At 71.2% G+C, this 18,895-nt stretch carries 16 protein-coding genes and 2 pseudogenes; 9 read left to right on the forward strand and 9 right to left on the reverse strand.

The genetic code is table 11. The annotated features are described in order from the left end of the window. Positions 1–81 precede the first annotated feature (81 nt). Positions 82–711, reverse strand: a complete 630-nt coding sequence (locus tag FF096_RS03580) for a DUF6642 family protein (RefSeq protein WP_309222603.1) — start codon at positions 709–711, stop codon at positions 82–84. A gap of 302 nt (positions 712–1,013) precedes the next feature. Here FF096_RS03580 and FF096_RS03585 point away from each other — a divergent pair, with 302 nt between their 5' ends. Next, positions 1,014–1,802: a D-Ala-D-Ala carboxypeptidase family metallohydrolase gene (locus tag FF096_RS03585; RefSeq protein ID WP_309222604.1), complete on the forward strand. Its 789-nt coding sequence runs from the start codon at positions 1,014–1,016 to the stop codon at positions 1,800–1,802. Positions 1,803–1,836: 34 nt separating this feature from the next. Here the strand turns inward: FF096_RS03585 and FF096_RS03590 are convergent, their stop codons facing one another. From FF096_RS03590 to FF096_RS03600, 3 genes are all read right to left on the reverse strand, one after another. After that, entirely contained in the window at positions 1,837–2,370 is a 534-nt protein-coding gene (locus FF096_RS03590; RefSeq protein ID WP_309222605.1) for a hypothetical protein, read from the reverse strand. A gap of 114 nt (positions 2,371–2,484) precedes the next feature. Next, positions 2,485–3,183, reverse strand: a complete 699-nt coding sequence (locus FF096_RS03595) for a response regulator (protein ID WP_375335294.1) — start codon at positions 3,181–3,183, stop codon at positions 2,485–2,487. 35 nt (positions 3,184–3,218) lie between these two features. Further along, positions 3,219–4,466, reverse strand: coding sequence for a histidine kinase (locus FF096_RS03600; RefSeq protein ID WP_309222607.1), 1,248 nt, complete (start codon positions 4,464–4,466; stop codon positions 3,219–3,221). A gap of 133 nt (positions 4,467–4,599) precedes the next feature. Here FF096_RS03600 and FF096_RS03605 point away from each other — a divergent pair, with 133 nt between their 5' ends. Genes FF096_RS03605 through FF096_RS03615 form a run of 3 tightly spaced genes read left to right on the forward strand, consistent with a single transcriptional unit; the run spans position 4,600 to position 7,000 of the window. Further along, positions 4,600–5,532 carry an ABC transporter ATP-binding protein gene (locus tag FF096_RS03605; protein WP_155214980.1) on the forward strand — a complete coding sequence of 311 codons (933 nt, stop codon included), beginning with the start codon at positions 4,600–4,602 and terminating at the stop codon, positions 5,530–5,532. Next, the gene (locus FF096_RS03610; protein ID WP_155214982.1) at positions 5,529–6,302 is read left to right on the forward strand and encodes an ABC transporter permease subunit; all 774 of its coding nucleotides are present in this window, start codon (positions 5,529–5,531) and stop codon (positions 6,300–6,302) included. The genes FF096_RS03605 and FF096_RS03610 overlap by 4 nt, the downstream gene beginning before the upstream one ends. Further along, positions 6,299–7,000 carry a hypothetical protein gene (locus tag FF096_RS03615; RefSeq protein ID WP_309222608.1) on the forward strand — a complete coding sequence of 234 codons (702 nt, stop codon included), beginning with the start codon at positions 6,299–6,301 and terminating at the stop codon, positions 6,998–7,000. The genes FF096_RS03610 and FF096_RS03615 overlap by 4 nt, the downstream gene beginning before the upstream one ends. Before the next feature lie 213 nt (positions 7,001–7,213). On the opposite strand, the pseudogene FF096_RS27440 reads toward FF096_RS03615, so the two are convergent. The 4 genes and pseudogenes from FF096_RS27440 to FF096_RS03630 form a co-directional block, all read right to left on the reverse strand. Beyond that, positions 7,214–7,939, reverse strand: a pseudogene (locus FF096_RS27440) (M20/M25/M40 family metallo-hydrolase); the annotation flags it as partial. An 81-nt stretch (positions 7,940–8,020) separates the two neighbouring features. Beyond that, positions 8,021–8,341 (reverse strand): annotated as a pseudogene (locus tag FF096_RS27445) (PA domain-containing protein); the annotation flags it as partial. A gap of 550 nt (positions 8,342–8,891) precedes the next feature. After that, positions 8,892–10,364, reverse strand: a complete 1,473-nt coding sequence (locus FF096_RS03625; RefSeq protein WP_155214984.1) for a serine hydrolase — start codon at positions 10,362–10,364, stop codon at positions 8,892–8,894. Positions 10,365–10,461: 97 nt separating this feature from the next. Then, on the reverse strand, positions 10,462–10,965 hold the full coding sequence (locus tag FF096_RS03630) for a helix-turn-helix transcriptional regulator (protein ID WP_155214986.1): 504 nt from the start codon (positions 10,963–10,965) through the stop codon (positions 10,462–10,464). A gap of 100 nt (positions 10,966–11,065) precedes the next feature. Between FF096_RS03630 and FF096_RS03635 the strand changes: the two genes are divergently transcribed. Then, on the forward strand, positions 11,066–11,998 hold the full coding sequence (locus FF096_RS03635; protein WP_155214987.1) for a ParA family protein: 933 nt from the start codon (positions 11,066–11,068) through the stop codon (positions 11,996–11,998). Next, the gene (locus FF096_RS03640; protein ID WP_155214989.1) at positions 11,995–12,225 is read left to right on the forward strand and encodes a Rho termination factor N-terminal domain-containing protein; all 231 of its coding nucleotides are present in this window, start codon (positions 11,995–11,997) and stop codon (positions 12,223–12,225) included. The genes FF096_RS03635 and FF096_RS03640 overlap by 4 nt, the downstream gene beginning before the upstream one ends. Before the next feature lie 9 nt (positions 12,226–12,234). Here the strand turns inward: FF096_RS03640 and FF096_RS03645 are convergent, their stop codons facing one another. Beyond that, entirely contained in the window at positions 12,235–15,411 is a 3,177-nt protein-coding gene (locus FF096_RS03645) for an NACHT domain-containing NTPase (RefSeq protein ID WP_155214990.1), read from the reverse strand. Positions 15,412–15,602: 191 nt separating this feature from the next. Here FF096_RS03645 and FF096_RS03650 point away from each other — a divergent pair, with 191 nt between their 5' ends. The 3 genes from FF096_RS03650 to FF096_RS03660 all read left to right on the forward strand — a co-directional run bounded on the left by FF096_RS03650 (position 15,603) and on the right by FF096_RS03660 (position 18,769). Beyond that, positions 15,603–16,589, forward strand: coding sequence for an aldo/keto reductase (locus tag FF096_RS03650; protein WP_155214992.1), 987 nt, complete (start codon positions 15,603–15,605; stop codon positions 16,587–16,589). A 309-nt stretch (positions 16,590–16,898) separates the two neighbouring features. Beyond that, complete coding sequence (locus tag FF096_RS03655; RefSeq protein ID WP_155214994.1) at positions 16,899–17,915, forward strand: ATP-binding cassette domain-containing protein; 1,017 nt, start codon at positions 16,899–16,901, stop codon at positions 17,913–17,915. Further along, the gene (locus FF096_RS03660) at positions 17,912–18,769 is read left to right on the forward strand and encodes an ABC transporter permease (RefSeq protein ID WP_155214995.1); all 858 of its coding nucleotides are present in this window, start codon (positions 17,912–17,914) and stop codon (positions 18,767–18,769) included. Before FF096_RS03655 ends, FF096_RS03660 begins: the two co-directional genes overlap by 4 nt. The last annotated feature ends 126 nt before the right edge of the window (positions 18,770–18,895 follow it).

The raw sequence follows: 18,895 nt of genomic DNA on the forward strand, positions 1-18,895 counted from the left end.
TAGATGGTCCGGGCGCCTCGGGTGGGCGCGGCACCGCGTCGCGTCTCACCCCGTACGCGTGGCCCTCCGGTTCCTCGGTGGTCAGACGTGCTGGCCGACGGACGGCTGGCTGGGCACGCGGGGGCGCATCGACGGCCGCCAGGCCCGGCCGTTGGCGTAGATGATCCGGAAGCCGAGGTACGACGCGAGCGGTGCCCAGTGGGCCGAGCCCATCCGCAGTTCGGCGGCGTTGTGCCGGCGACCGTTGGCGAGCACGTCGAGCAGGACCGTCTCGAACGCCGCCGACTCGACCCAGTCCACCTCGCGGGTGAAGCCGCAGATCAACGCCGCACCGGTGACGTCGAGGAAGTCCCGCAGCACCGCCTCGGAGGTGCGCAGCACGGAACAGCTGCCGAAATACAGCCGCCGCCCCTCGCAGCGCCCGGCCATCAGTTCGGCCACCTCGGCGAGTTCCACCGATTGCCAGTCGGTGAGGCACAGCCGGTTCGGTTCGCCGTGCATGGCGAAGAAGCCCAGCCGGTGGTCGGCGTACTGCTTCAGCAGCCAGCGGTCGATGAAGTAGAACAGTTCGTCGCGGGTGGCCGCGTCCTTGTGGATGAAACGGACCTTGCCCAGCCGTTCGAGCAGTTCCAGGGTCGGCAGCACGGATCCGCGTTCGTTGAGATCGCGGTGCCACTGACCCTCGACGCAGAAGATGCCACCACGCGCCACGCCCACCTCCCCGTCGTCGCTCCGCGCTGACGTTACCGGGCCGACCGACCCGGAGAACATCACCCTCCGTGTGGCCGACTGTGACCTTCCGCACCGATTCGGCCCGTGTACGGCGCTGGCGTGCCGACTGACTGTTTCACAAATGCCGCCAATTCCCAGGCAATGCTCAGCTACCGCGAATTGTGAGGACAATTCTCGTTAATCGTCTCCAACCGGCCGCTCCGGTGCGAGGGTGGATCCACGGGACGGCCCGGCCGAACCCCGGGAAGCCACCCATTCGCTCTCCTATCGGGAGGACTTCTGTGCGCGTACACACCTTGAAACGGGCAGTCGTCGCCCTCGCCCTGGCCCTGCCGGGTGCCGCGATCGCCTCGGTGGTCGCCGCGCCAGCGGCCCATGCCGACGGCTGCTACACCTGGAACCGCACCCTCTACCAGGGGCGTTCCGGCAGCGACGTACGTGAGTTGCAGCTACGGATGGCCGGCTGGGCCGGCAACAACAACATCGTGGAACTCGACGGGAAGTACGGCCCGAAGACCGCCGCCGCGGTACGCCGCTTCCAGTCCGCGTACGGTCTCAAGGTCGACGGGATCGCCGGGCCACAGACGTTCCGGAAGCTGTACCAGATCCAGGACGACAACTGCACACCCCGGCACTTCAGCTGGGGCGAGATGGACGACGGCTGCGGCGGCAGCGGCTGGGACGGCGGCCCGCTGAGCACCTCGCAGACCCGCCAGAACGCGCTGCACACCATGTGGAAGCTGGAGGCGCTGCGCAAGAGCCTCGGCGACAAACCGCTCATCGTGACCAGCGGATTCCGCAGCCGCGCCTGCAACAACCGAGTGGGCGGAGCGTCGGACAGCCAGCACCTCTACGGCAACGCCGCCGATCTCGTCTCCCGTGACAAGTCGCTGTGCCAGATCGCCCGCCAGGCGCGCAACCACGGCTTCAGCGGCATCATCGGGCCCGGCGTCTCCGGACACAACACCCACGTCCACGTCGACTCGCGGCGGGAGAACAACCAGGACCGGAGCACGAACAGGACCTACTGGGCGGCACCCGACTGCGGTATCCCCGCCGGGTACCGCTGAGCACACGGCGCATCGCGACGTCGGGTGAGCCCGCTCAGCTCGCCCGCGGCCAGCGCGGCGCGGTGGCGGGGGGTGCCACCGGCCGACCGGAGCCGGGCGCCCGGACGCCGGTACGCGCGGCTGGCGCGGCCACCCGAGGCACCGGCCCCCGTGCCGGGTAGCCGGCGGCGCGGTCAGGTCGGGTCGGATGACCGGCGGCCCTCGGGGGGTAACCGGCGGCGCGGTCGGCGCCCGCCGGCCGTGCCGCAGGCGTACGTCCCGCCGACGGCCCGTTGATCAGGAACGGGAACGGCACGTGCACGAACGGATTGCCGTGCCGAATCAGGGCATCGAGCTGCCGCTCGTTGAGCCCGTGGTTCAGCAGCACCTGCCGACCCCAGCGGTGCAGCCGGCAGGGGAACCGGGCGCCGTCGTTGCGGCACAGCGCCCCGGACGGCCACTCCTCGGCCGCGTGCACGACCACCGCCCGGACGGCCAGCCGGACGTCCTCAGGGGTCAACGGCGTCGGGACCGGCAACTCGCCCAGAATCTGATCGATGGGATCCGTCGACTGCTCATCAACTCGCACGGCAGACCTCCCGCAGCTCCGGTAGCGGTGCGCTTGAGCACCGCACCTCGGGCAGTGGTACGGCCACCGGGGCGGGAAGGTTCAAAACCGATTTCAGCGTGTGTGTGAGAGGGCTCAGACCAGGCCGGCGTCGTGGACGAGCAGGGCCACCTGCACCCGGTTGTTGAGGCCGAGGCGGGTCAGCAGCCGGGAGACGTACGCCTTGACGGTGGCCACGCTCATGTACAACTCGGCGGCGATCTCGGCGTTGGTGCGGCCCATGCCCAGGGCCACGGCGACCGCCCGTTCCCGCTCGGTGAGGCCCTCAATCAGCCGCACGGCCCGCTCCCGACGCGGGTCCGCCGCCGGTCCCGCCGTCACGTGCTCGATCAGCGTCCGGGTGACCGTGGGAGACAGGGTCGCCTCGCCGGCTGCCACCCGACGCACCGCTCGGACGATCTCCACCGGCGGGGTGTCCTTCAGCAGGAACCCGCCGGCACCGGCCCGCAGCGCCCGCAGCACGTGCTCGTCGGCGTCGAAGGTGGTCAGCACGAGCACCTCCGGCGGCTGGGGCAGCGCACGCAGCGCCTCGGTGGCGGCCAGCCCGTCCAGCCGGGGCATCCGGATGTCCATCAGCACCACGTCCGGGCGGCAGGCGGCGACCGCCCGGACGACCTCGGTGCCGTCGGCCGCCTCACCGACCACCTCGAGTTCGGGTGCCCCGCCGAGGATCATCGACAGCCCGGCGCGGACCAGCGCGTCGTCGTCCACGATCAAGACACGCACCCGTCGGTCGCCGCCCGCCGCCGAACCTGCTCCGGCCGTCGGCGGCACGCCGTCGGCCTCGGCTGCGGTCGGCTCCGGACCGGTCACGTCGCCGGCCACGGCAACCACGCGGCCAGCCGGAAGTCGCCCCGCTCGTCGCAGCCGTGCTCCAGTCGCCCACCGGCGAGGTTGACCCGTTCGGCGAGGCCGACCAGGCCGGTGCCGGAGCCGGGGATGGCCGCCCTCTCGGGCGGTTCACCCACCGGTCTACGGTTGCGGATCTCCACGTGGAGCCCGTCGCCAGGTGCTCCGCTGAGGCCGACGGTGACGGCGGCGCCGTAGGCATGCTTACGGGCGTTGGTGAGCCCCTCCTGCACGATGCGGTAGACGCTACGCCCCACGGCCGCCGGCAGTCGCTCCGGCGCGGAGACCCGATCCAGCAGGTCGACGCGGACACCGGCCGCCCGGGACTCGGCGATCAGGGCGGGCAGGTCGGCCAGGGTCGGCTGGGGGCGTTCCGGGTCGTCGGTGAGCGAGGTCTCGGCCCGCAGGACGCCGATCACCTCGCGCAGGTCCTGGAGGGCGGCGTGCGCGCTGCCCCGGATCACCCCGGCGGCCTGGGCCACCTCTTGGGCGGGCGCGTCGGGGCGGAACTCCAGTGCTCCCGCGTGCAGGCTGAGCAGCGAGATCCGGTGGGCGAGCACGTCGTGCATCTCCCGGGCGATGCGGGTGCGTTCCAACTGCCGGGCCTGGGCGACACGTAGCTGCTGCTCGGCCTCGGCCCGCTCGGCGCGCTCGCGCAGTGACAGCACCAGTTGCCGGCGCGCCCGCACGAACATGCCCCAGGCCAGCACCAGCAGGGTGATCACCACGCCCCAGATGGTGGACACCCAGTACGGGCTGCCCGGCTCGGGACGCAGCAGGGCGATGAACATGTTGGTGAACAGGCCACCCGCGGTGACCGCCAGGACGATCGCCGTCCGGCGGTGCACCACCACCGTGAAGAAGATGATCAACAGGGCGGCGACGGAGGTGATCGAGAAGAGCCCCAGCGGCAGCGTCACCAACGCCACCCCCACCGGCCAGCGCCGCCGCAACCAGAGCGCCGCCGTGCAGGCCAGGCCGAAGAACGCGTCCGCGAGGATCATCCAGTTGTACGGCAGCCGGTCGGCCAACGCCGGGCTCGGGGAGGCCGCGTCGAAGGTGGCCAGCACCACCCAGGCCAGGCAGACCAGAAACGCAAGGCCGTCGACCAGCCAGTCACGGGGGGTCCGCCGCGTCCGGCGACCCGTCCCAGGGTCCAGCGCGCCGGGCAGCAGACCCGGGTGATCGAGTACGACGGCGCTGGTCACAGGCGCAATGGTAGGCAGCCCATCGGGCACCGGACCAGCTACCAAAGTCGAGACCTGAGTACCGACCTTGGTCTGGGCAGAGCCAGACCGACGGCCGCTGCGGATGGCCGGCCGGTCCGGACAGGCTCTCACCATGATCGCCGTACAACAGCTCACCAAACGGTACGGGCGGCACACCGCCGTCGAGGACGTGTCGTTCCACTGCGAGCCGGGCACAGTCACCGGTTTCCTGGGCCCCAACGGGGCCGGCAAGTCCACCACGATGCGAATGATCTGCGGGCTCACCCCGCCGACGTCCGGTACCGCGACCGTCGACGGACGCCCCTACCGGCAACTGCCCAACCCGGGCCGCACGGTCGGGGTGCTGCTGGACGCCTCCGCCCAGCATGTCGGGCGGACCGGCCGGGAGGCGCTGGCCGTGGCCGCGGCGACGATGGGGGTCGGCCGTCACCGGGTCGACGAGGTGCTCGACCGGGTCGGGCTGGGCCCGGCCGCAGCCCGGCGACGGGTCCGGGCGTACTCGCTGGGCATGCGCCAGCGGCTCGGCCTGGCACACGCGCTGCTGGGCAACCCCCGGGTGCTGGTGCTCGATGAACCGGCCAACGGCCTGGACCCGGAAGGGATCTTCTGGATGCGCGGCCTGCTCCGGGACTTCGCCGACCGGGGCGGCACCGTGCTGCTCTCCAGCCACCTGCTGCGCGAGGTGGAGGCGGTGGCGGACCGGCTGGTGGTCATCGGGGGCGGCCGGATCGTGGCCCAGGGCGGCAAGGACGAGCTGCTGGCCGGCGTCGGCACCGTGGTGCGCGCCCGCGACACCGAAGCGCTGCGGGCCGCGCTGCGCCGGGCCCGGCTGGCGGTCAGTGACGGCTCCGAAGGGCTGCTGGTCAACGCCGACACCGACACCGTCGGCGAGATCGCTCTGACCGCCGGGGTGGCCCTCACCGAACTGCGCCCGGCCGGTGGAGGCGGTCTGGAACAGCTCTTCCTCGCCCTGACCGCCAGCGCGCCGAGCGCCGCCGTGCCCGCCACCGGCAACACCGAACCGACCCGGGAGGTCGTCCGATGACCACCGTCCACACCGCGCCGGAGGTCACCCCGGTGCACCGCCCGTCGCTGGCCCGGCTGACCGCCGTGGAACTGCGCAAACTCGTCGACACCCGGGCCGGTCGCTGGTTGCTGGTCACCATCGGCCTGATCAGCGCCGTCATCGTCGCGCTGCTGCTGGTGTACGCCGAAGCGCCGGAACAGACCTTCACCGTCTTCTTCAGCATCGCCCTGCTGCCCGCCGGGGTGCTCCTTCCGGTGCTGGGCATCCTGTCGATCACGAGTGAGTGGTCGCAGCGCACCGCATTGACCACGTTCGCCCTGGTGCCCCGGCGAGAACGGGTGATCGCCGCCAAGCTCGTCGCGGTGGTGCTGGCGGCGCTCGGGTCGGTGGTGACCAGTCTGGCGTTCGCCGCCGCCGGTACCGCGATCGCGGGTGCCACGGGTGGCGCGGGCAGCTGGCGGGTCGAGGGGGCCCTGCTGGCTCACGCGGTGGTGTTCCAGGTGGCGAGTGTCCTGATGGGAGCCGCGTTCGGGCTGCTGCTGCTGAACACCCCGTTGGCCATCGTGGCCTACCTGGTGCTGCCGATCGTCTGGTCGATCGTGGGGGAGGTGGTCCGGCCGCTGCACCGCGCCGCCGAGTGGCTGGACACCGGGCGCACCATGGAGCCGCTGCTCACCGCCGAGGTGACCGCCGGGCAGTGGCAGCGGCTCGCGGTGTCGCTGCTGGTCTGGATGGTCGTGCCACTGGTCGCCGGTATGGTCCGCACCATGCGGCAGGAGGTGGCGTGAGGGCGTACGGGAAACCAACCGTGGTCAGCGGCGGCGTCTCCGAGCTGGTCCTGCTCTGGGCCGGGATCCCGCTGGTCGGCGGTTTACTGGGCGGGTTGCTGGTGGCTGGGGCCGGCTGGGTGGCGGGCCTGCCGTGGGCCCCGGCGCAGGGCCTGTTCCGAGCGGTCGACGGGCTGCCCGACCGGTACGCGCTGCCCGGCGGGGTCGGCGTCGGCATCCTCGCCGGGCTGGTGATCGCCGCCATCGGCACCAGTGAGCGGGTGATCGTGACGGTCTCCGACGCGGAGGCTCTGGTGCGCCGGGGCGATTCCGAGCAGGTGGTCAGTCGGCGGGACACCCGGGTGGCGTTCCAGGACGGCAAGGACCTGGTGCTGCTCGACGCGGACGACGCCGAGCTGGTCCGGCAGCCCCACGACCTGCCGGCCGAACGGTTGGCCGAAGCCTTCCGGCAACACGGCTGGCCCTGGGCGGAGGCGGATCCGCACCGCGAGGCGTACCGGCTCTGGGTGCCCGATCTGCCCGGCCTGCCGGACGGCGCGAACGCGCTGCTGCGGGCGCGGCGGGAGGCGCGGGAGCATGACCGCCAGGACGAGGCTCGGGAACTGCGGGCGGAGCTGGCCCGCTACGGGGTGGTGGTCCGCGACGACGGCAAACGGCAGCACGTCCGGCTGACCCGCCGCGCCGTGCTGCCCGACTGACCCGGGTGGGTCGGGCCCGCAAGGCCCGACCCACCCGGCGATGTTCCGTTACCGCCAGTGGTGGCCGTGGCCGTGCTTGTGGCCGTGGCCGTGACCGTGCTTGTGGCCGTGGCCGTGACCGTGCTTGTGGCCGTGCTTGGGGCCCTTCTTGCCCTTGCCCTTACCGGGCCCGGTGACACCGTTCACCTTCGAGGTGTCGAACGCGAACGTGATCACAGAGGTGGCGATGGCGTCGGCGTTGACGTCGAGCGCGAAGAGGTTCACGTTGCCGTGGAGCTTGTACTTCTTGCCCAACGCCTGGTAGATGGCGGCGTCGCCGCCGTCGGCGGCCGGCGTACGGCTGTCGCACGCCTGGTGGTAGCAGGGGTCGTAGGCGACCCCGGCCAGCCCGCCGAACAGCGCCGCCTCAGCCTCCGTCTTGACGCCCTCGGCCCCGGTGAACAGACCACCGGCGGGGATGTCGACACCGGCGGCGATGAACGGCCCGTAGTCCGAGCGGCCGGTGAAGTCGGACGCCACGGTGGGCAGGTTGCGGGAGGCGAAGAAGTCCTCGAACACCTTCTCGATCTCCGCCGATCCCTCCGGGCCCGGTCCGGAGCCCTGCTCGGCGGAGTCGTCGCCGTCGTACACCCCGAAGACGTAGTTCGGCGAACCGACCATGTCGAAGTTGAGGTAGAGGGCGATGTCCTCGATCTGCTGCTCGGTCAGGCTGGCGACGTAGTGCTCCGAGCCGATCAGGCCCGCCTCCTCCGCGCCCCACCAGGCGAAGCGGACCGCGTTCTTCGGCTTCACCTTCGACATCTGCAACGCCACCTCAAGCAGCGCCGCGCTGCCGGTGCCGTTGTCGTTGTAGCCCGGCCCGGCCGGGTCGGAGTCGAGGTGCGCGCCGGCCATGACCACGTTGTCGGTACGGCCGTGCTTGGTCTGCGCGAGGATGTTCTCGGTGCTCCGGATCTCCGACGTGGTGTCGGCCTCGATCCGCACCGTCAGGCCGGCGGTGGCCGCGAACTGCTCGCCGGTGTAGTAGGACACGGAGACGGCCGGGATGCCGACCGGGGTGCCGAGGGTGCCCGCGTACAGGTCGTAGCGATCCGCGTTGGCCTCCGGCGTACCGTTGCCCTGGTTCATGACGATCGCACCGATGGCTCCGGCGGCCTCGGCGTTGACGACCTTGTCGCCGAACGCGCAGGTGCCCCGCTGCATCAGCGCGATCTTGCCGGCCACGTCGACGGCGTCGAAGTCGCTCGCCTCGCAGCCGGAGGACGAGTCACGCGGCGGGTCCAGCGCGAGGTCGACCGGGACGACCAGTCCCTCCGCCGCGCCCGATCCGGAGTAGGACATCAGGCTGTAGTCGACATCCTCGGTGTACGTGGTCGCGTTCGGTGCCACCTGGGCGAACGACGAGCTGAACGCCTCGTAGAACGCGAAGTCGAACTGCTGCCGGGTCACCTGATAACCGGCTTTCTTCAACAGCTTGGCCACATAGTCGGCACTGGCGTCGTAGCCCGGGGTACCGGAGGCGCGGGTGCCGGCGTTGGCGTCGGCGATGGCCTGGAATGCGTCGAGGTGCTTGAGCACCCCCTTGACCGTCACCGCCTTGGTCAGCTTCTTGGCCGAGTTGTTGTTCGGGCTGGCCAGCGCCGGGCTTACCAGCGCGGTCGTACCCAAGAGCGTGCCGGCTGCGATGGCGGCGAGCACTTTCCTGCCGGAGAAAGGCACCACGATGTGCCACGTCCTTCCTCTGTGGTTGGTCCGGCTCCCCTACCCCCGTGCCGGACTCCGCCATCCTGATACATCTAGATCCCTGAGCAAAGATCTGATCAGCCGGGACGGCCCGACGTTCGGCCGTTGTGCCCACCGGGCCCGTCCGGATCAGATCCGGCCCACCCGCTCAGGACAGCAGCGCGACGGTGAGCGCGGCGGCGAGGGTCAGCGAACCGACCACCGAGACCACCCGCAACCATGGCCGGGCGGCACCGTTGACCGGCAGTTCCCGCCAGCGGCGTACGGCTGCGGCCAACCCGGCACCGGAGGTCGCGAGCCCGAGCGGCCAGAGCCAGCCGGGAATCGCCGACCAGTCGCCGAGCTGGTGACCCAGGGCCGGGTAGACCAGCGCCCAGACCGCACCGGACAGCACGGTCAGTCGGTCCGCCCCGGCGCGCAGCGCGGTGCCGAGCAGCGACAGGCCACCGATGAAGGTGAACAGCAACGCGATCCCGATGCCGACCCAGGTGGGCAGCCCCGGCGAGGCGCTGCCGGCCTGCTCGCGGGGCACCCCGAGCAGCCGCAACCCGATGGGCTCGACACCCCGGTCGGTGTTGCCGAGCACCACCACGCCCCGACCGGTGGCCCGGTCGAATCCGACGTACGAGTGGAAGCCGCTGGTGGCGCCGTTGTGCCAGGTGATCTCACGGTCGCCGTAGCGGGTGGTGAACCAGCCGTACCCGATGCGGGCGCGCTCGGTGTCGTCGAAGCGCGGGTCGCGGGCGTCGGCGCCGGGGGCGGTACCGTCGGCGGTGGCCGCCACGAGCCGGGCGAGATCCGCAGCGGTGGACCAGTAGCCGATGCCGGCGGGGGCGTATCCGGCGCCGATCCACGCGTCGGGGCTGCGCCCGCTGGCACCGGCGCCCTCGGCGCGTTCGGCGGGCAGCGCGTCCGCACTGGTGGCCTGGACGGTCGAGGTCATGCCCAGCGGGGTGAGCAGTTCCCGGTCGAGCAGTTCGGGATAGTCGGCGCCGGCGTCGGCCGCGAGGGCCTGGCCGAGCAGGGCCATGCCGAGGTTCGAGTAGTTGACCTCACCCCGCCCGTCACCGGGGGCGTGGCCGTCGGCGGCGGCGCGGACCCGGTCGACGTCCTGCCCGGCGTACGGGTTGCCGGCCGCCACGTTGGCCCAGAACAGGCGCAGCCAGTCGGTGACCGAGTCGAGCCCGACCCGGGGCAGCCCGGAGCGGTGGCTGGCCAGTTCGGCCAGGGTCACCTCACGTGCGGCACCGGTGACCGTCGGCCAGGTCGCGCCCAGGGTGTCGTCGGGGCGTACCGCCCCGGTGCCGACCCGCTGGGCGAGCAGCATGCCGGTCAGCACCTTCGGCACCGAACCGACCTCGAACGCGGTGTCCGGCTCGACCGGGTTGCCGCGCCGGTCGCGGTCGCCGAGGCCGGCGGTGCGGATCTGACCCCCGTCGATCAGGGCGACGGCCAGGCCGCGGTAGCCGCCGGGGTCGTCGACGGCGTCCCGCGTGGCGGCGGCGAGGTCGGCGTCACCGGTGACCTGCGCGGTCAGCCGAGGTTCCCGGGGCATGACGCCGATCCCGGCCAGCCCGGCGACCAGCCCGGCGACGAGGACGACGAGTGGTGTCTTACGCATGGGTGCTCCTTCCGTTCCGGGTGGGCCGCCACGCGACCCTCGTGCCGCCCACGCGACCCTCGTGCCGGCCACGGTCGGGCGCGCCCGGCGGGTGCGGTCAACGAGCGGCGGCGGTGAGGATGGCCAGCAACGGCACCACCCGCTCGGCGGGAATGGCGTAGCGGCCCCGACCGGCGCTGCGCAGCCAGCCGGCGGCGGTGAGCTGGCGCAGGTGGTGGTGCAGTTGGCCGGTGGTGCCGAGGTCCTCGATTCCGGCCAGCTCGGCGGTGCCCTGCCGGCCGCCGAGGATCTCGCGCAGCAGCCGCAGACGCACCGGATGGGCCAGGGCGCTCAGCACGGCCGGCAGGTCGGCCCAGTCGTCGGCCAGCAGATCCTCGACGCCGCGCCCGTACTGCCAGTCGTAGTGCTGCCCGGCGAGCCGGACCGCACCGGTGTAGAGCACGGCACCGGCACTGTCGGCGGGTAGCCGCTGCTTGAGCCCGTCCAGCGCCCAGAGGACCCCCTCGGCGGGCATCGACGGCTGGTCCGCGCCGCCGAGTCGTTCGACCAGCTCGGCGACCTGGTTCTCCAGCGCCGCCAACCGCTCCTCCACGTTCGCCATACTCCGAGAGTACGAACTTACGTAGTTACGTGCAATCCCGGGATGATCGACTTTTCGCCGGACGGACCGCTACCGTCAGTGGTCTTGGGGAGGTACGTCGATGTACGTCGTGTCCGTGATCAACTACAAGGGTGGGGTCGGCAAGACCACGGTGACCGCCAACCTCGGTGCCGAACTGGCCAACCGAGGGATGAAAGTGCTGCTCATCGACCTTGACCCGCAGGCAAGTCTGACCTTCGGCTTCTACGACCCGGACGACTGGCGGGAGCGACTGCGTGACACCCGCACGGTGAAACGCTGGTATGACAGCCTGCATGAGGGCAGCCCGCCAGTCACTCTGAGTGACCTTGTGGTGTCGCCCGGCCCGGCGAACGCCCGGCTCACCGGCACCGGACGCCTCGACCTGATCGCGTCGCACCTGCAACTGGTGGACATCGACCTGGCCCTGGCGCGCAGCGTCGCCGGTGGCGAGGAGTACGACGCCGAACTGTTCCGGGTACGCGGTTCCCTCGCCGAAGGACTGCTCGCCGACGGGCTCGACCCGTACGACATGGTGTTGATCGACTGCCCACCGAACTTCAACGTGGTCACCCAGTCGGCCATCATCGCCAGCGACCACCTCGTCATCCCGGCCCGAGCCGACTACCTGTCCACGCTGGGCATCGACTACCTGCACGGCAACGTGCGGGAACTGGTCGAGCAGTACAACGCCGACGCCCGCCGGTTCGCCACCGTACGCCGACACCAGAAGGTCGCCCCCGACGTCGCCGGGGTGGTCTTCACGATGATCCAGTTGCTGTCGCGGCAGCCCATCGCCACCCACCAGAGCTACATGGACCAGGTCCGCAACCTGGGGCTACCGGTCTTCCCCACCGCGTTGCGGGAGAACGTCACCCTCTACGCGACCAACACCCCGCGCGGCGTGCCGGTGGTGCTGCGCGACCGCGTCACGGTGCCCGCCGTCCGCGACGAGCTGCGCAATCTCGCCACCGAGTTCCTCGACCACCTCCAGCCGGCCCGTCAGCCGGCATGAACGGCCGGGACGCCACGGCCGACGCCGTCGACCGGCTGGCGACGATGGCCAGCCGCGCCGAAGGCACCGCGTACCTCTCCCCCTGGCCGCTGCGCGACCTGCGGGAGTTGGCCGCGGAGCTGGGCCTGCGCGGCGTCGGCGCGCTACGCAAGGCGGAGCTGGTCGAGCGGCTGGTCGAGCACACCATCGGCTACCGCCTCACCTCCACCGCGCTGCGCCGACGCTGACCGACCCGGTCAACCGCCGGTCCTGGTCGGCTGCCGTGCGGGACCGCTGCCACCGGTGCCCTGCCGACCGATCACGGTCTGTGCGGCACCCCGGGCGGTCGGCACCCGGTCCAGCAGCGCTCGGTACGGGTTACGCAGCGCCCGTTCCCGGCTGCTGGTCCACCGCGTGAGTACGACGATCGCGCTCACCAACGCGACCGACGACACGGCTGTGACTTCCACGCCCAGCCAACCGGCCACGGTGGCGAACGCCACCGGCGCACCCGCGACGAGCAGCCCGATCGCGCTGAAGAGCAGGACGACGACGGGAATCCACAGCCGATCGTCGTCAGCCGACATGATCACCGCGACGATGAGGGCCGCCACCCCGGCCACCACGCACAACAAGACGAGCCCGGCCAGCGGCCTCGGCCCCCAGGCCCACCAGCCGATCCAGGTGCCGACCGAGCGGGTGATGGCGATGCCGACCAGGACCACGCCGACCAGCGCACCGACTGTGGCCGTGGCATTGCGCAGGAAGGTCAGCACCGTGGGCTCCTCCGGCCGATCGGTGAGCGTCCGCCAGTCCCGCAGGTCCGCGTCGAGCATGGGAAATGCCCACAGCCGGCTGCTCAACTCGGCCAACACCGGCGTCGGGAGGCTGGCCAGCAGTGCGGTTCGCCAGCCGTCCACCCGATGCTGAAGTGCCCGCACCGCGATGTCGCGGGCCGTGTCGGGCTCCCGCCGGGTCACCAGTTCGAGCATGGCGCGGATCTCGTACTCGCCGAAGGCACCGGAGAGCCGCCGCTTGTGGCCGAGACGGTGCGCCGTGCGGTCGAGTTCCTCGGTCAGTTCCTTGGGTATCTCGCCGCCGTTGAACCTGCCCGGCCGCACGAGGAGACCGACCGCGAGGCGTACGTCGACCTCACCCAGATCACCCGGCGCGTCGTCCGTCGACTTCAGGATCAGCCAGCCGAGGCGACCCATCGTCCGGGCGATCGGGGTGCCCGGCTCGAACGGAGCCCACAGCCAGTCGTGCCACTCCGCGCCGGGTAGGTTTCCCGACCGTCGGTCGGCCGACCGGCCCCTCTTGGCGGCCACGGCCGCGGCCTCCACGGCGGTGGGGTCGAAGGTGCGCAGTTCGTTCTCCACGTCCGGCGCACCGACCAGGACGGCCAGCCGCCACGCCGCGCGCACGGCGACCTGCCGGTCTGGTGCCCACAACTGTTCCGCCAAGGCGACGGCGGCGGCCGGTGTGCCGACCGCGGCCAGGTCGTCGACGGCTGCCACCGAGCCGTCGCGGGCCCGCGCGGCGAGGGTCGGAATGGCCAGTTCGCCGGTTGCCCGCAACGCCGCACGAGCCTCCGGCTTCCATTCCGCCAACTCGCTGAGCAGTCCGATCGCCTCACGGCGGCGGGACTCCGCGAGCACCACGAGAGCGTCCGCGGCCAGCTGGCCACCGACCGGCACCTGCCGCAACAGGCTGTCGAACAGCCGCTGCCCGATCGGCCCGGGGTTGCCGACCACCGCGCCCAGCGCCGCCAGGACCAGATGCTTGTCGGCGACCGGCGTGCCGAGCAGCCGCACGTGACTGTCCACGACGGCCGAGACGAGGCTCTCGTCGATCTGCCGGGCCTCGGCGACGCATTCCAGCGCGAGCAGCTTGTCCCGGTCGTCTCCGGCGAAGATCTGCCGGACCACGGCCGAGGAGTCCCGGTTTGCCCCGGCACACCAGAGTTTCACCGTCTCCCGCCACCGGTTCGGGTTCTCCCGGTAGAGCCGGAGCAGCCGGTCGGGGTCGTCCGCGAGTTCCACCGCCGCCAGATACTCCTGCAGAGTCAGGTGGGCGAACTCGTAGAGCAGGTTGTTGTCGTCGATGCGGATCAACAGCCCACTGCGCTCCACGATCTCGTCGAGCATGCGGGGCAGGTGCTCCTCGTCCAGGCGGAACCGGGGCAGGATGCGCGCGAGTTCGTCGTACACCTCCGCCTCGCCGATCACCCGACGATCGGTTCCCTGGGATCGGCCGCCCTGCGCGGCCAGCGCGATCGCGCGCAGCGCCATGATCTTGTGGCCGGCCTGGTAGCGGGCCAGATTGCGGTGCCGACCCAGATCCCGGTCCCGGCGCAGCAGGTGCTCGACGGCCTGCTGGTAGAACTCCGCCCGCGAGTTGGTCAACATCGGGCCGATGCCGGCGTCCGCCTCGTACAGTGTGGTGATCATGGTGAGCATGAGCGGGCTGCGCGCCAGCCGCATCACCCTCGGGCTCGACCGCAGCTCCGCCAGGAGTTGCTCCACGACGTGCCCGGTGTCGGCGGACTCCTCGTCGCGCTCCCACTCCGACGCGTGGTGCTCGGCCTCGCTGCCCGGCCAGCGGGTGAACCAGAGCCGCAGGAAGTGGCGGATTCCGGCGTCGTCGAAGCCGGCCACCTGGATATCCCGGTCGAAGACCGGCCGCAGGTCCCCGTCGTAGACCGCGTCGCGGCAGGTGACCACGATCTGTGTCCTCGGATGGCGCTCGGCGAACTCCTTGATCTCCTCGGCCACCGTGCCGCGTCGTTCGGTGACCACCTCGTCGAGCCCGTCGAGGAACACACAGAGCCGGCCGCTGGCCAGCGTCACGTCGACGACGTGCTCCGCGTCGGCGACGAGTGGACGGGCGCGGCGGTGTCGGCGACGGCGGCCCGGTTCGTCGTCGAGCCGCCCGAGGACGTCCACGATCAGTTGCCGGACGGTGCGTCCGTCGCGGTTGGACCGGGCCAGTTCCACCAGCACCGGTACCCGCTCGAACCGCTCGGGCTCCGCCGCCCAACGCACCATCGAGTGCCGCAGCAGCATCGACTTCCCCGCCCCCGCCGCGCCGAGGATCACCGTCCGCCGGCGGTTCTGGACGTCGCGGTAGATGTCGATTCGCCGGCCGTCCTGCTCGTACTCCAGCGGCACGTAGACCTCGTCGAGCGTGACCGAGACGTCTCGGAGGAAACCGAGCTCCATCCGGTTGTAGGTGCGGGCGACCCAGTCGCGGTAACGACGCCACTCGTCCGCCCGGATCCGGCGTCGACCCGCGACGAGCCCCCACACCCGGGCCAGCAGCCCTTTGATCCAGTCGGCGAAGAACTGCTGCACCACCCCGACCAGCACGGTCAGCAGGAAGAGACCGAGTGCCGCGTACTCCAGACCGAAGGGCAGATCCGGCAGCTGTGGCACGGGCGACTCCTCCACTGACAGACATCGGGCAGGAACTCACCGTAAGGGTGACGCCTGCCGGTCCACACCGGACCTCGGGATCGCAGGCGATGGACCTTCGGACGAGCGGGACGGGTCGAGGGGTTGACCTCGAGTGCGCTCTAAGACGCAGGCTGGTGCCGCGTCCACTCGGGCGCACGAAAGGAGTTTCCATGCGGTACCGCACGATCGGCAGCGACCCGCGTACCCGGCGCGAGGTCAGCGTACTCAGCCTCGGCGCGATGCTGTTCGGCACGAAGACCGACGAGGCCACCTCGTACGCGATTCTGGACCGGTTCGTCGAGGCCGGCGGCACCTTCATCGACACGTCCGACAACTACGCGTTCTGGATGAACGGCGGACAGGGCGGCGAGAGCGAGGAATTGCTGGGTCGGTGGCGGCGTAGCCGGGGCATCGGCGACGAGATCGTCATCGCCACCAAGCTCGGTGCCCGTCCGCTGGCCCCCGGCACCAGCTACCTGGACAACGCCGAGGGGTTGTCGGCCAAGGTGATCCGGGAGTCCGCCGAGCGCAGCCGGGAACGCCTCGGCGTGGACCGGCTGGATCTGCTCTACGCCCACATCGAGGATCACCGGGTGCCACTCCAGGAGACCGTGGAGGGCTTCGCCGAGTTGGTCGCCGAGGGCACCGTGGGGCTGCTCGGCGCGAGCAACCACCGCACCTGGCGGGTGGAGCGGGCTCGGGCGTTGACCGCCGCGGCCGGGCTGCCCGGGTACGAGGTGCTCCAGTACCACCGCAGTTACCTGCCGGCCCGGCTGGACGGGCCGACCGACCTCGACGCGGACGGCAACGTGGGCGCCGCCGGTCCCGAGCTGATCAGTTACCTGCGGGCCGAACCCGAGCTGACCCTGGTGTCGTACGGGTCACTGCTGTGGGGTGCCTACGTGAACCCGAACAAGCCGCTGGGGCCGGAGTACGACCTGCCGAGCGCGCCGGTGCGGCTGGCCGCGCTGCGGGAGGTGGCGCAGCAGACCGGTGCGACGGCCAACCAGGTGGTGCTGGCCTGGCTGATGGGCGGCGAGATCTCCACCATTCCGCTGGTGGGAGCCTCCTCGGTGGCGCAGTTGGACGAGAGCCTCGCCGCCGTGGACCTGGAGTTGACACCCGAGCAACGGCACCGGCTCGACACCGCCTGGTGAACGGGGGCCGGCAGCACGACGGGGCCTGCCACGCCGCGAGACGGCGGATCGGCCGGGCCCCCGACAACTGCCGACAGGTGGTGCCCGGTGCCACGGGTGTCAGGACAGCCGTCGCTAGATCTGATCTAGCGGCGGCTGTTCGCCGTCTCGCGCCTGTGCGGTGAGTCGACCACTGCCGCCGACCACCGTCGTTGTAGGTGACGGGTGGCCACGGGAGGAGGAGCATCTTGTCGTACCCGTGGGGTGTGGTGGGGCGCCGGGTCACGGCCCGGCCCATCGGCGTGACGAACGGAAGGAAACCTCACAATCATGAGTAGACGCACCACCGGCCTCGCCATCGAGGCCGAGGGTCTGACCCGGTCGTTCGGCGAGACCCGCGCGCTCGCCGGGATCGACCTCCAGGTTCCGGCCGGTGCCGTGTACGGGCTTCTCGGCCCGAACGGGGCCGGCAAGACCACCGCCGTACGCGTGCTGGCCACGCTGCTGCGCCCGGACGGCGGGCACGCCCGGGTGTTCGGCCACGACGTGGTCTCCGAGGCCGACGCGGTACGCGCCCGGGTCAGCCTGACCGGCCAGTACGCCTCGGTGGACGAGGACCTGACCGGCACGGAGAACCTCATCCTGCTGGGTCGGTTGCTCGGGCTGCCCAAGGCCGCCGCCCGGCAACGGGCCGAGCAGCTGTTGACCGCGTTCGGGCTGACCGAGGCGGCCGGACGGCAGGTGAAGAAGTACTCGGGCGGTATGCGGCGACGCATCGACATCGCGGCGAGCATCCTGAACACCCCCGACCTGCTGTTCCTCGACGAGCCGACGACCGGGCTGGACCCGCGCAGCCGCAACCAGGTGTGGGAGATCGTCCGGGCGGTGGTCGCGCACGGTACGACCGTGCTGCTGACCACGCAGTACCTGGACGAGGCCGACAAGCTGGCCAGCCGAATCGCGGTGGTCGACCACGGCCGGGTGATCGCGGAGGGCACCCCGGGCGAGTTGAAGTCGTCGGTCGGCTCCGGCACGGTCCACCTGCGGCTACGCGACGCCGACCAGCGGCCCGAGGCCGAGCGGGTGTTGCAGGCCACGCTGAGCGTGCCGGTCCAGTTGGAGGCCGACCCGGTGGCGATCACCGCCCGGGTCGGTGGCGACGGCAGCGAGCTGGATGCCGGCGCCCAGGCCGCCTTGGCGCTGGGCGAGCTGTCCCGCGCCGGGATCGTGGTCGACGACTTCTCCCTCGGCCAGCCGAGCCTGGACGAGGTCTTCCTGGCCCTGACCGACCACCCCGCCGTACCGGCCACCGACGAGCGGGACGACGAGCTGGAGGCAGCCCGATGAGCAGCGACACCGCCACCTCGACCGGTCGGGCACCGACGGTCTTCGTACCCTCCTCCGAGGCGTTGGCGACGGTTCTCGCGCCCGGCGCACGGCCACCTCGACCGAGCCCGCTGTCGGCGTCGTTGACCTTCAGCTGGCGCGCCCTGCTGAAGATCAAGCACGTGCCGGAACAGCTGTTCGACGTGACCGCGTTCCCGATCATCATGGTGCTGATGTTCACGTACCTGTTCGGCGGCGCGCTCGCCGACAGCCCTCGTGACTACCTGCAGTTCTTCCTGCCCGGCATCATGGTGACCAGCGTCGTGATGATCACCATGTACACCGGCGTCGGCTTGAACACCGACATCGAGAAGGGCGTTTTCGACCGGTTCCGGACGCTGCCGGTGTGGCGGCCCGCCGCACTGGTCGGCATGATCGTCGGGGACGTGCTGCGTTACGTCCTCGCCGCAGTGGTGATCCTGACCGTCGGGCTGGTGCTCGGCTTCCGCCCCGACGGCGGTGTGTTCGGCATACTCGCCGGGATCGGCCTGCTGGTGGTCTTCTCCTTCGCGTTCTCCTGGGTCTGGACGTTCTTCGGGCTGATCCTGCGCAGCGAGAAGTCGGTGATGGGGGTCAGCATGATGGTGCTGTTCCCGCTGACCTTCCTGAGCAACGTCTTCGTCGACCCGTCCACGATGCCCGGTTGGCTCCAGGCGTTCGTCAAGGCCAACCCGATCACGCACCTGGTGTCGTCCGTACGCGCGGCGATGGCGGGCACCACGGACGCCTCGGCCATGATGTGGATCGCGGTCTGGAGCGCCGCGTTCATCGCCGTCTTCGGCACCCTAACCATGCACCGCTACAACCGCCGCTAACCCCACTCCCCCCCACCCCCACCCCCACCCCTGCCCCTGTCTGCATGCGTTGATCAAGAAGTTTTCGTCATAGTCGATCTCCCTGGTGACCAAAACTTCTTGATCAACCCGGGCTTGTCGGAGGGG

Origin of the sequence: Micromonospora sp. CP22 (assembly GCF_009712475.1) — a bacterium.
In the GTDB taxonomy this organism is placed as follows: Bacteria; Actinomycetota; Actinomycetes; order Mycobacteriales; family Micromonosporaceae; genus Micromonospora.